A 12,747-nucleotide genomic window follows, 5' to 3' on the forward strand; every position below is an offset into this window, starting at 1 on the left:
ATGACCCTGACAGGAGTGCTCGATGCAGGACTTTTCTCGCCGCCCAACGTCCCCCGCCAGCCTCGAGTGGGCCGATCGGCTGGCGGCGACCAGTTTTTTCAACGCGTTGCTGCGCGAAACCTCGCACTGGTGGCTGGAGGACAACGGCAGTGACGAAACGGCCGTGATTCCCCTGACGGCTTCGCGCGATATCAGCCTGCGCCTTCACCTCAAGCATCGAAGCCTCTCGGGACGCTGTCGCATCGAACTGCCGGTGATCAGGGCCCGGGAAGATGAGCGTCAGGCCATCTCCCTTGAACAGGCCGTCGAAGCGCTGCTTGAAAGCCCCTGGCTGTGTGAGCATCCGCTGGTCGGCCGGCTTGATGAGGCGCGTCGTGACACCTTTTTCAAAAGTGTCATGGGCAGTCGGGATACCATCGCGGCAGCGCTTGCCGGGCGCGATGATCTCGAGCACCTCGGTCATGGGCCGCTCGGGTTTCTCGAGGCCGAGCAGGGGCTTTTGGTCGGTCATGATTTCCACCCGGCCCCCAAGTCGCAGGCGCCCTTTAATGCCGAGCAGGCGCGGGATCATACCCCGGAGCATCGGGCCTCCTTCGCCCTTGTCTGGTGGGGCGTCTCGCCGGCACGTGCCGCAGGCGACAGCAGCCGTGAGACTGCAGCGGCGGCCATGATGCACGACCTTTTGCCCGAAGCGCTGGCCGAGCGTCTGCCGGTGGGCTTCAGCGCCCTGCCGATGCATCCCTGGCAGTCACGCTTTCTTCAAGGGCGCGACGATGTCGCGGCCATGATCAACGCCGGCGAGCTGATCGTACTGGGCGATGAGGGGGGGCAGCACGTGCGCCGCTGGTATCCAACCTCATCGCATCGCTCGCTTTACTGCCCGCAGGCAGAATGGATGGTCAAGGGGTCGCTGTCGGCGAAGTTGACCAACTCCCTGCGGGTGCTGCACAGCGATGAGGTCATGCGCGGGCTGCGACTGGATCGCTGGTGGCCCGACGTTCGTCCTGACATTAGCGAGTACTTTCATCTGATGCAGGAGCCGGCCTGGCTCGGCTTTAAAAATGACGACGGCGAGATCGACGAGGCGAGCCTGGCGCTGTTGCGTGAAAACCGTATCCCGTCGCCTGAGGCCACCAGCAATGTGCTGGCCACGCTGACCCAGCCGCTGGGTGAGCCCGGGCAGACGCTGCTGGCCAATGGCGTTCGACGGCTGGCGGCACGGGAGAGCCTCAGCGAGCGTGACGCCGCGCTTGAGTGGTTTGATGCCTTCTGCCGGCGGGTATTGTCACCCCTCATCCGTCTGGTGGTCGAAGAGGGCATTGTGCTGCTGGCCCATCAGCAAAACATCGTGGTGCGCCTTGAGGACGAGCGACCGGTGGGGGTGGACTATCGCGACTGCCAGGGCAGCGGCGTGACGGATCACTTCCTGGCGCGTCATCCTGGTGAGCACGTCAGTCAGGACCATCGCATCACGTCGGACATGCTCAAGCGCTATTTTCCCTATTATGTCATCGTCAACTCGACGCTTGCGGTCACGGCGGCCCTGGCCGAGGCAGATCTGATCGAGGAGGGAGTGCTGGTGTCGCATCTGCGTGATCACCTCACAGCGCTGCGCGAGCGTGCCGGCAGCGGAGATACCACACTGCTTGATCATCTGCTGGACTCGGACACGCTGGAGGTCAAAAGCAACTTCTTCTGCTATCTGTCCGGCATCAACGAATCCACGCTGGATGACCCGGCCAGAATCTATCTGGACATGCCCAATCCCTTGTCGATCCCGTCTGCTGACGACTGAGGCCGGCACGTCCTGACCCATGACCCTGATACCGCGAGAAATCACCATGTCCAGCCATGACGACCTGTCTGCCAGTGAAAGGCTTGCGCCCTCGCAGACACTGACGCTTCTGGAAGCCATCGATCACCACTTCGCGACCCATCCGGCGTGTCGTCTGCTGATCCTTGATGACGCCTGGCGCGCTGATCCTCACTGGTACCCGCTGTGCCAGGCGCTGGGCGCGCCAAGGGTGCTGCGCGAGAGTTTCTATCAGCGCCCGTGGCACTGGCTTAAATCCGACTACGCCGCCCAGCCCTTCGAGATTGAACTGGGTCGACCCTGGCGCCCGGTCAAGCCCCGGGGCGTGGTCTATGAGCGCTTTGATCCGAGGCTCAGGCAGCGTCTGACCCTGCGTCTCTGTGACGCCGAGCGCGATCTTGATCGTCTGCATCAGTGGATGCACTGCGAGCGGGTCGCGCGCTTCTGGCAGCAGAATAAACCGCGTGAGGCGTTTGCCGAGTGGCTGGATCACCGACTGGCCGAGCCGCACCGGCTGTCGCTGATCGGTGAGCTGGACGGCGCGGCATTTGGTTATTTCGAACTCTACTGGGCACCTGAAGACGTGCTGGGCGAGTACTACGACTGGCAGGCCTTTGACCGCGGCCTGCACGTACTGGTAGGTGAGGAAAGCTGCCGCGGTGCGCAGTTCGTGGATGCCTGGCTGACCGGACTTCAGCACTACGCCTATCTGAGCGAGCCGCGCACCGATCGTATCGTGCTGGAGCCGGATGCCGGCAACGAACGCATCTTTCGCCATCTCGAGCGTCTGGGGCTTTTCAGCCTGCGCGAGTTCGATCTGCCTGACAAGCGCGCCATGCTGGTCATGGGGACCCGCCATCACTTCTTTGGACAGGTGATGTGATGTCAGCCGAATCCGGTTCATCGATTCTGCCGTTGATGCTGGCCACCATCGATGCCGAGGAAGCCATCCGACGGCACTGGTCGCATGCCAATCGTGCGCTGATCAGCAAGATGATCAGCGAGCTGGCCTACGAGCAGGTGCTGCTGCCCGATCGCGGGCCGGACGGCTGGTGGCTGGATATCGAGGCGGTCGACTCGGAGGATCGCAGCACGTCGGCCGAAAGTCGGGCCTGTGGGCGCTGGCACTTTCAGGCGCAGACCAACCTGTGGGGGCAGCTTTTGATCGAGGTCGAGAGCCTGTGCAGCCCGAGCGGGGTGGGTGAGATGCCGGAGGCCGCCGAATTTCTGCTGGCTCTGGCCCCCGGCATGGGCATGAGTGATGCTCAGCTGGCCGAGCATCTGGAGGACCTTTACAACACCCTGCGCGGTGACTGCTATCTGATCGAGGTGCATCAGCGTTTGAATGCTGACGAGGCGATCAGACTTGCCGAGCCACAGCGCCAGGCCGTGCTGGATGGGCATCCCAAGTTCTTGTTCAACAAGGGGCGGCGCGGCTGGGGCGTGCAGTCCCTTGAGCGTTACGCGCCGGAATACGCCCATCCCTTTCAGGTCGAGTGGCTGATGGTGCGTCGCGCGCGCCTCAAAAGCAGTCGAATGGCCATCGATGAGGCCGTGCTGCTGGACAGCGTGCTTGATGATGAACAGCGTCGCCTGCTGCTGGCGGCGCGCGATGGCAAGTGTGCGGTGCTGGGCGAGAAGGCCGAGGCGTTTGCCCTGATGCCGGTGCATCCCTGGCAGTGGGCCCGCATGCTCTCCATGCTGCATGTTGGCGACATCGGGCGCGGCGACATGGTCTGGCTGGGCGCCTTTGGTGATCGTTTCGTGGCCCAGCAGTCGCTGCGCACGCTGACCAACGCCAGCCGCCCGGGGCAGTATGATCTGAAGCTGCCGATTACCATCATGAACACCTCGAGCTATCGAGGTATTCCGGGCCAGTACATGCTGGCAGGGCCTGCGGCCTCACAGTGGCTTCAGGCACGTGCCCGTGATGACGAGGAGCTGCGTCGTGCCGGGCTCGAGATCCTGGCCGAGCCGGCATCTGCCGTGGTCGAGCACGACCAGTATGGCCGGCTTGATGAAGCACCGTATCGCTTTCGCGAACTTTGCGGCGTGATCTGGCGCGAAGGGCTGGCACCGCGAATCAACGAGGGTGAGCAGGCGCTTTTGATGTCGGAGTTGATGCAGTGCGACGCCCATGGTCGCGCCTGGCTTGCCGCCTATATCGAGGCCTCCGGAATCGATCCCGAGCAGTGGCTCTGGCGCATGTTCGAGGCAACCCTGATCCCGATGTATCATCTGATCTGCCGATTCGGGATCATCATCATTGCCCATGGGCAGAATCTGACCCTGATCCTGCGTGACGGCGTGCCGCACCGACTGGCGCTCAAGGATTTTCAGGGCGATCTGCGCCTGGTTGATGAGGACTTTCCCGAGGCGCAGGATCTGCCGCAGGAGCTTGTGGACGTGACCGTGCGTCTCCCGCCGGAAAAGCTGATTCATGACCTTCAGACCGGCCACTTCGTGACGCTTTTGCGTTTCGTGGCGCCTTTGGCCGTGCAGGTCGGCGTCAGCGAGACCCGGTTTTACCGGATTTGTGCGAAAGTGCTTGAGGCGTATATGGCACGCAACGAGGCGCTTGAGGAGCGCTTTGGCATGTTCAGTCTCTTCAAGCCACGTATCCTGCGTCTGGGGCTTAACCGCTCGAAGTTTTTACATGCCAATGACCGTTCGGCGGCGCGCATGCTGCCGGACATGGATCATTTGATCGATAATCCGCTTTATCACTGCCTGAGTGATGATGACCCGCTGCGTCGCCACGGCGAAGCAGCGCTGTCACGTCAGGGCGCGTAGCTATCCGAGATACTGTTCACCATGGCTGATACCCCCGAGCTTCTGGATCTGGCCGGCATCGGTGCCGGTCCTTTCAACCTGAGCATTGCCGCGCTGGCCGATGATCTGCCAGGGCTTTCAACGCGGTTTTTTGATCGGCAAAAGCGCTATGTCTGGCACGAAGGCATGATGCTGCCGGACACTCATCTGCAGACCGGCTTTCTCAAGGATCTGGTCACGGCGATCAATCCGACCAGTCGCTGGTCGTTTCTCAACTACCTGGTTGAGCATCGCCGCTTTTATCGCTTTCTGAATGCCGAGCTCTCCACGGTTTCTCGAGCCGAGTTCTCCGACTACCTGCGCTGGGCGGCCGAAGGTCTTGATAACGTCTGGCTGGATCACAGCGTGCGTGAAGTCGATCATGACGGGGAGCATTTTCAGCTTCGAACCGATACCCGTACCTTTCGGGCGCGGCATCTGTGTCTGGGCAGCGGCAAAACGCCCTGGCTGCCGGCGTTTGCGCGCGAGCATCAGAGTGAGCGCTGCCTGCACGCCGAATCGATTGCCTGGCATGCGCGCGATTTCACCAATCAGCGCGTGGTGATTGTCGGCGGTGGTCAGAGCGGGGCAGATATTTTCATCAACGCCCTGCGGGGGCACTGGGGGCCGCCGAAGTCACTGCACTGGCTCTCGCGGCGGCGCAATTTCCAGCCGCTTGATGAGACCGCCTTCACCAACGAATACTTCACGCCCGGCTATACCTCACAGTTCGCAAGGCTTGAGGATGACGTTCGCCGACGTGAGGTCAACGCCCAGAAATACGCCAGCGACGGGATTACCCCGGCGGCCCTGGCCGAGATCTATCAGACGCTCTATCACCGTTTTGATGTGATGAACGAGCCACGCTGGGCACATCTGCTGCCTCATCGTGAAGCGGTCGACATGACGCGCGTCGGCAATGGCTTTATGCTTGACGCTCGACACGGCATGACCGGCGTGCTGGAGCGATTTGATGCCGACGTGGTCATTTTTGCCACCGGCTTCGAGTCCAGCCTGCCCGAGTGCATGACCCCGCTTATGGACCGCATTCAGCGAAACGCCTACGACGAGCCGAGCATGGGAGATCATTTCATGCTCGACTGGCAGGGCAGCGGTGACAGTCGACTCTATGCGGTCAACGCCGGGCGGACCCGCTACGGGATCGCCGAGCCGCAGCTCTCGCTGATGGCCTGGCGCTCGGCGGTGATTCTCAATCACCTGAGCGGTGAGGCACATTTTGACCTGGAAGACGATCCCGGCCCGGTGGCATGGTCGCCAATGGGGCGCGAATCATCATAACGGCAAGGTGTTGTTCAGGTGGCCAGGGCACACTGTGTGCCTGCTCGCTCGTGAACGGCGCACATCAGGGCCGGGTCGCGCGGCGATGAACCAATTCATCGGCGCCGATGTCACAGGCAGGACATGACGGTCAGACAGACCGTGTCGGACCCCGCACCATCGACCAGACAGGACATGAGGACAATGAACAATCAAGCGTTGCGCAAGCGAGCGATCGTGATGTGGGCAGTGGTGTCACTGCCCATCCTGTGGCTTTTTGCCGTGATTACCAGTCCGGCCTTCGGTATTTTCCAGATTGTAAGCTTTGCGCTGCTGCTGGTATCCGCCGCGGCTACCTTCCACGTGCTGACCGACATTCTCTGGCGTCGCGGCGTGGGTTATAGCCAGAACGGGTTCTGGCAGAGCCTGGATAAATCCCTGCGTCGTGCAGTGGGTGGCTACGTCTTCTGTGCAGCGGCGGCAGCGCTGTATGCCATCTTCCAGAACCCCTTCATGGCAGCCGTTGCCTTTTTGCTGGCCATCTTTGGTGTCTGGTGGATTCTGAGCGGGCTGTTACAGGTCATGGAGCAGATGTACGAAGAGGAGCTTCGTTCACGCCGTGAAGCCGGCATCGCTCGTCGCGAGAATGCCGAGGACGCTTCCCGGCAGGACAACGCTCAGGCCTGAGCCGGCTGATCGTCCGCTCGGGTGGTTTTCAGCCGCGGGCAGTTGCCGCAAAGTCCGAGCGCGTCATCGAGATAGCGCAGACAGCATACGCGACGACAGCGCCATGGTTCGGTGGCGCCGTCGTCGTCAGCCACGTCGATATAGTCCACGGGTCGATAGAAGGGGTTGCGCTGTCGATCCGGTAGCTGGCGCAGTGCCATCATGGCTCGCGCGCCGTTGATTTCAAAGGGACTCGCCAGCCCCTGGCGGTCCAGCTCGTTAACGGCGAATTCAAAATAGACCGCCGCATTGCTCCAGAGGACCCGGGGCGAAAAATGTACCCGGCGCGCCAGTGTGTCGATCAACGGTGTGAGATGGCGAGCAATCAGCGGACAAAATCGTGCGCAGCCGTTATCCAGACTGATGGTCCCTTCATGGGGCAGCACGAACCGTTCAGGCGTGCCGTCCTCTGCCAGGATCACCCCCATCTCATCAAGATTTGTCGGTAGATGAACGTCCCGGCAGAGCTCGATGACCGTCACGGGGATGATCAATTGGCTCAGATAGTGCTTTGACCACTGCGTGGCGAGTGCCCGACGCTCGCTCGGGCCGTGATGTTCACTGAAGCGTTTCAGAACCCCCTCCAGCACGTTCCCTTCCAGCAGCCGGCGCAGCGGCATGACCGTGTCCATGCCCTCACGCCGTCGCGTCAGGACGGGGGCGAAGCGGGCCAGTCGTTCATTGAACAGTGCATCATGCATGACAAGCTCTCTCCGGGATGCCGGCATCTTCCGTGGGCGGCATTCAGCTGTGAATGAGAATGATTCTAGCAACGAACCCGGCGCCCTGCAGTTGTCAGGGCGAGCAGGTTGCTGGACCATGTCGATATCCCCATACAAGGAGTCGCTGCATGCAGTCCACCGGAAAGTATCGCGCCGTTTTGTTCGACTTTGACGGCACGCTGGCCGATTCCGAAAGTGCCCATCATCGGGTATGGAACGAGATACTCGGCGAGATGGGTAGCCACATCGACGACGAGGAGTACAAGCGCGAAAGCTCGGGGGTGCCGGTCACTCAGGAGGTCGAGCGTCTGATTCGAACCCGCGGGCTTGCCATCTCGCCCCAGGCGCTGGTGGCACGCAAGGTCGAGCGCACCGTGGCCAGCTTCACCCGGGACCCGATTGCGCTGATGGATCACGCGCTCGAGATGCTTGAGTGGTGTCGTGACAGTGGCCTGCCCATGGCACTGATCACCGGCAGTGGACGTGAAGAGATCGCCCCGACCCTTGAGCACTACGATCTGGCGCGCTTTTTTGATCACATCGTGACCCGTAACGACGTCACGCATTCCAAGCCGCACCCCGAGTGCTATCTCAAGGGGCTGTCCCTTTGTGGTCTCGAGGCGGCTCAGGCCGTGGCCATCGAGGACACCTGCCACGGCGTCAATGCAGCTCAGGCTGCCGGCATCGACGTGATCGCCATTCCCAATGCCTATTCGCGCGGTCAGGACGTCAGCCGGGCCACGGTCGAGCTGGCAGGTCTTGCTCAGGCGCGTGACTGGGTCGATGCGCGGCGCGTGAAGCGTCAGCCCTGAGATGGATCATCGACAGCTCGGCTTTCTGGTCGCACTGGCCCGTGAGCGCCATTTCGGGCGTGCGGCCACCGCCTGCAACGTCACTCAGCCCACGCTCTCGGCCCGGCTCAAACAACTGGAAGAGGAGCTCGGATGTGCCCTGATCATTCGCGGTCACCGCTTCGAGGGTCTGACACCGGAAGGCGAGCATGTGCTCAGCCACGCTCGACGTATCCTCGCCTCGCTTGATGAACTCAATGCCGAACTTGATCCCTCAAGCCCGCCCAGCGGTCTGCTGCGACTCGGGCTGATTCCTTCGGCGCTGGATGCCGTCGGCAGCTGGATCGTGCCGCTGCGAGCGCGTTATCCGGCTCTGACGCTGCGACTGATGGAGCGCGCGACACTGCCGTTGATGCAGTCGCTGATGGAAGGCGACATTGACGTGGCGGTAGGGTATCTCGATGTCCCTGCCGCCGAACCCTTCGTGGCGCGTCGCCTTCATACCGAGCGCTATGCCCTGCTGGCGCGCGAGGACTGTTTTACCCTGCCGGAGCGTCCCGTCTGGGCCGATATCGGCAAGTTCCCGCTGTGTCTTCTGACGCCGGACATGCAGCATCGTCATCGCATCGATCTTCACGCCCGGCGAGAGGGCATAACGCTTTCTCCCGTGCTTGAGGCCGAGTCCATGGCCGTGCTGGAGCGGCTGGTAGGGCAGGGGGCCGGCGTCGGGGTGGTCGAGCAGCACGGGCCCGACGTTCGGCGTCACTCCGGCCTGGTGCATCGCCTGCTGCCGGCGACCGGTGAGGACCCGCCGGTCGGGCTGTTGTGGCGTGCCGGCGCGCCGCCGTCGCGACGCCTGCAGGCGCTGCTGGAGTGGCTGCGTCAGTCCGGCGAGACGTCCCCATGATGGACGCCGGGCCCTGTGCCTGGGTGGCGTTGAAAACGCCATGGCGTTCATGCCATCGATCATGTTCGAGGAATCAATAGAGGCGCTCGATCAATTCATGTCGTTGCTCCATTGGAGTGGCATGCGAGCGCGGCGTTATACTTTCTGTCAATCGTCATCGGGGCCTTCAGGTGTCGATGCCCCGCCCGGGGCCGCCGTATCCAGGCAACGCCCGCCCGTCAGAGGAGCCGTACTGCCATGTCGCTTTCTGATTACGAAGACGCCACTCAAGCGCCCAGCGATCAGCTTAAGGGCCCTTCCGAACTGCCGGTGACCCTGTCATTCAACGAGACTGCCTACGCCTCCGTGCTGGCCACGCCCGAGGCGCTGGAACTCTGGGCGGTGGGATTTGCCTTCAGTGAAGGCATGATCACGCGGGCCTCGCAGGTCGGGGAGATCACCATTGATCGACTGCGACACGGGGTGCGTGTACGCATGAGCGTGCCGGCGCATATCGAGCGGCTGGCGGGCGAGCGTCGGCGTGTTACCTCGGCGTCTTCGAGCTGTGGGCGCTGCGGCAGTGCCGAAGAGGCGCAGATGCTGGAAGGGCTGCAGCGGCTGCCCGCCAGTCCGCCGCCACCGCCGGCACAGCTTGAAAGGGCACTTGCGCAGCTTTCCGATGATGGCCAGCCGGGGCTTCACATGGCGCTTGGCTTTGACGCCGAAGGCCAGTGGCTGGGCAGCGGTGTTGATATCGGTCGTCACAATGCACTGGACAAGTTGATCGGCGCGTCGCTGATCGAGAGCCGGCCGGTTGCCATGGTATTGCTGTCGAGTCGCTGCAGTCTCGAACTGGTGCAAAAGGCGGTGCGTGCCGGCATCCCGACGCTGGCCACGCTGTCCCATCCCTCGCCGCTGGCCGTTGATATCGCCCGCCTGTGTGCGCTGAATCTGATCTGCTGTCACCGGGGCCGCCGCCTGACCCTGCTCAGCAGCGGCTGATCCACAGCGTCAGCCCGCCCAGCCCCAGCCCCTCTGACCGTTCGCTTTCAGTGAGCCGTTTGTTCTTATCGTCTGCCATAAAGAGTTCTTCGTGATCCACTCCAGGGAACGCATTTTCGAATACACCCATCCGGCCGCTGGCTGGGGGGCGCTGATCTCCGTCGGTCGCCACCTTCGTCATAGTCGTGCACCGCTGTCCAACGTCCGCGCGCTTTTGAAGCTCAACCAGCCCGATGGTTTTGACTGTCCGGGCTGTGCGTGGGGCGACCCCGAGCACGCCTCGTCGTTCGAGTTCTGTGAAAACGGCGTCAAGGCCGTGACCTGGGAGACCACCGCCAAACGGGTCACGCCACGTTTTTTCAAGCGCTGGTCGGTGTCCGAGATGAAGACGTGGGACGACTACCGGCTGGAGGATCAGGGGCGGCTGACTTCGCCGATGCGCTACAACCCGGAGACCGATCACTATGAGACGATCCGCTGGGAAGACGCCTTTCAGCTGGTGGCCGATCGGCTGAAGGCGCTGGACCATCCCGATCAGGCGCTTTTCTACACCTCGGGCAAGGCGTGCAATGAGTCGGCCTGGATCTTTCAGCTGCTGGCACGCCTTTACGGCACCAACAACCTGCCGGACTGCTCCAACATGTGCCACGAGGCCAGCGGTACGGGGCTTGTCGAAGGCCTTGGCAGCGGCAAGGGCAGCGTGTTGCTGGAAGACTTCGAGAAGGCCGAGGCGATCTTTACCTTTGGCCAGAACCCGGGCACCAATCATCCGCGCATGCTGGGCACTCTGCGAGAGGCGGCCGATCACGGCTGTCAGATCGTGGCCTTCAATACCTTAAAGGAGCGTGGGCTGGAGCGTTTTGCCGACCCACAGCGCAAGCTGGAAATGGCCACCGGCGGCAGCGGGCGCATCAGCTCGCTCTATCTCTGCCCGGCGCTGGGCGGTGATATGGCCGCCATTCGCGGCATGGCCCGGATCGTGTTTGAGCGCGATGACCGTGATGGCGACGTGATCGACCATGATTTCATCCAGCAGCACACTGATGGTTTCGAGGCCTGGCGCGCCGTGGTCGAGGCCACGCCCTGGACGGCGATCGAGGCTCAGTCGGGGCTGTCGCGCGATGAGATCACTCAGGCCGCCGAGGTCTACATTCAATCGAATGCCACCATCTGTGCCTGGGCAATGGGCATTACCCAGCACGAGCATTCGGTCGCCACGGTACGCGAGATCGTCAATTTCCTGCTGCTCAGGGGCAATATTGGCAAGCCCGGTGCCGGCACCTGCCCGGTACGTGGGCACTCCAACGTCCAGGGCGATCGCACCATGGGCATCTATGAAAAGCCCGATGCGGCATTTCTGGATGCGCTGGAGGGTTTCTATGGCGTCCCGATGCCGCGCAAACACGGCCACGATACGGTCTCGGCCATTCGCGCCATGCGTGACGGGCAGTGTCGGGTATTTGTCGGGCTGGGCGGCAACTTTGCCCGCGCCACCTCCGATTCTCATGTCTGCGAGGCGGCACTTGAGCGCTGCGATCTGACGGTTCACATGAGCACCAAGCTCAACCGCAGCCATCTGGTCACCGGACGTGACGCCCTGATTTTGCCGGTCATTGGTCGCGTCGAGGTAGATCGCCGCGCCGATGGCAAGCCACAGCTGATTACCGTGGAAGATTCGATGAGCATGGTTCACGGCTCGGCCGGGATTCACAAGCCGGCATCCAAGGCGCTGCGCTCCGAGATCGCCATCCTCACCGGCATCGCGCAGAGACTGCTGGGCAATGATGTGGTGGACTGGGCCGCGCTTGCCGGCGACTACGATCGCATCCGCGACCATGTCGCCGCGGTTCTGCCGGGCTTTAAAGACTTTAACGCCCGGGTGCGTCAGGAGCGCGGCTTCTGGTTGGGCAATCCCGGCGCGCGGCGTGAATTCCCCACCGACACGGGCCTTGCCAGGTTCTCCAGTGAGCCGCTCCCCGAGGCGGTGCTGCATCAGAAACTGGCCCGGCGCGAAGGCTGGCTGACGCTTCAGACCCTGCGCAGTCACGATCAGTACAACACCACGATCTATGGCTACAACGACCGCTATCGCGGGGTGGAGGGGGCGCGTCGGGTGATCTTCATGAGCCCGTCTGACATGGCCCGCCTGGGCGTGGCCGGAAACGACTGGGTCAACCTGATCGGTGAGTCCGAGGATGGCATCGAGCGTCGGGCCGATGGCTTTCGGGTAGTGGAATACGACACGCCCAATGGCTGTGCGGCGGCCTATTATCCTGAAACCAATCCGCTGATTCCGCTGGATAGCGTCGGCATCAAGAGCAATACGCCCAACTCCAAGTCGGTGGCCATCCGGCTTGAAAAAAGCCGGCGTCTGGCCTGATGGAGATCGAGTCGCTTACGCATGGCCAGCTGGCGCACCTGGAACGTCTGATGCAGCGTCACCCACAGCTCGAGGGTCTTGAGGCGCTGCTGCTGGTCTCTCTGGAAGACGATGCACAGGCCGGGCGGAAAGGGCTGGACAGCGGCCGACTGTCCCGCCGGTTTGACGTGGCGCATGCACTGGTACGGCGCAGCGCCGCCTCGCTGGAGGCGCGCGGGCTGATCGAGATCACCGAGCGCCGCGGTGCCGGGCCCGGCGTGTGGCTGGCGCTTGTCGACAAGCGCGCGGTGGCCGGTGTCTGAGTCTTTGCCGATGTGCGCAGCCTCGGACATGAACGG

Annotated in this window: 11 protein-coding genes; 10 read left to right on the plus strand and 1 reads right to left on the minus strand. The window is 62.6% G+C overall.

Features of this window, described 5'->3' with window-relative positions:
* The first annotated feature begins 22 nt into the window (after positions 1 to 22).
* The 5 genes from B9G99_RS09245 to B9G99_RS09265 all read left to right on the plus strand — a co-directional run bounded on the left by B9G99_RS09245 (position 23) and on the right by B9G99_RS09265 (position 6,589).
* Entirely contained in the window at positions 23 to 1,795 is a 1,773-nt protein-coding gene (locus tag B9G99_RS09245) for an IucA/IucC family protein (protein WP_086621851.1), read from the plus strand.
* A 46-nt stretch (positions 1,796 to 1,841) separates the two neighbouring features.
* Positions 1,842 to 2,696 (plus strand): GNAT family N-acetyltransferase, encoded by an 855-nt coding sequence (locus B9G99_RS09250; RefSeq protein WP_158521476.1) that lies wholly within the window; start codon positions 1,842 to 1,844, stop codon positions 2,694 to 2,696.
* Entirely contained in the window at positions 2,696 to 4,606 is a 1,911-nt protein-coding gene (locus tag B9G99_RS09255; protein WP_227875765.1) for an IucA/IucC family protein, read from the plus strand. Before B9G99_RS09250 ends, B9G99_RS09255 begins: the two co-directional genes overlap by 1 nt.
* A 21-nt stretch (positions 4,607 to 4,627) precedes the next feature.
* A complete protein-coding gene (locus tag B9G99_RS09260; RefSeq protein ID WP_086621854.1) occupies positions 4,628 to 5,923 on the plus strand; it encodes a lysine N(6)-hydroxylase/L-ornithine N(5)-oxygenase family protein in 1,296 nt (431 codons plus the stop codon).
* A 183-nt stretch (positions 5,924 to 6,106) separates the two neighbouring features.
* Positions 6,107 to 6,589: a hypothetical protein gene (locus B9G99_RS09265; protein ID WP_086621855.1), complete on the plus strand. Its 483-nt coding sequence runs from the start codon at positions 6,107 to 6,109 to the stop codon at positions 6,587 to 6,589.
* Here B9G99_RS09265 and fhuF read toward each other — a convergent pair.
* On the minus strand, positions 6,580 to 7,329 hold the full coding sequence (gene fhuF, locus B9G99_RS09270; RefSeq protein ID WP_158521477.1) for a siderophore-iron reductase FhuF: 750 nt from the start codon (positions 7,327 to 7,329) through the stop codon (positions 6,580 to 6,582). The two genes, B9G99_RS09265 and fhuF, sit on opposite strands and share 10 nt — an antisense overlap.
* A gap of 149 nt (positions 7,330 to 7,478) precedes the next feature.
* Between fhuF and B9G99_RS09275 the strand changes: the two genes are divergently transcribed.
* The 5 genes from B9G99_RS09275 to B9G99_RS09295 all read left to right on the plus strand — a co-directional run bounded on the left by B9G99_RS09275 (position 7,479) and on the right by B9G99_RS09295 (position 12,711).
* The gene (locus B9G99_RS09275) at positions 7,479 to 8,162 is read left to right on the plus strand and encodes an HAD family hydrolase (RefSeq protein ID WP_158521478.1); all 684 of its coding nucleotides are present in this window, start codon (positions 7,479 to 7,481) and stop codon (positions 8,160 to 8,162) included.
* A 1-nt stretch (position 8,163) separates the two neighbouring features.
* Positions 8,164 to 9,048, plus strand: coding sequence for a LysR family transcriptional regulator (locus B9G99_RS09280; protein WP_086621860.1), 885 nt, complete (start codon positions 8,164 to 8,166; stop codon positions 9,046 to 9,048).
* A gap of 237 nt (positions 9,049 to 9,285) precedes the next feature.
* A complete protein-coding gene (locus B9G99_RS09285) occupies positions 9,286 to 10,029 on the plus strand; it encodes a formate dehydrogenase accessory sulfurtransferase FdhD (protein ID WP_086621862.1) in 744 nt (247 codons plus the stop codon).
* 91 nt (positions 10,030 to 10,120) lie between these two features.
* Positions 10,121 to 12,409 (plus strand): FdhF/YdeP family oxidoreductase, encoded by a 2,289-nt coding sequence (locus B9G99_RS09290; RefSeq protein WP_227875766.1) that lies wholly within the window; start codon positions 10,121 to 10,123, stop codon positions 12,407 to 12,409.
* On the plus strand, positions 12,409 to 12,711 hold the full coding sequence (locus B9G99_RS09295; RefSeq protein ID WP_086621863.1) for a hypothetical protein: 303 nt from the start codon (positions 12,409 to 12,411) through the stop codon (positions 12,709 to 12,711). Before B9G99_RS09290 ends, B9G99_RS09295 begins: the two co-directional genes overlap by 1 nt.
* The last annotated feature ends 36 nt before the right edge of the window (positions 12,712 to 12,747 follow it).

The sequence above is a fragment of the Kushneria konosiri genome, from assembly GCF_002155145.1.
GTDB lineage: Bacteria > Pseudomonadota > Gammaproteobacteria > Pseudomonadales > Halomonadaceae > Kushneria > Kushneria konosiri.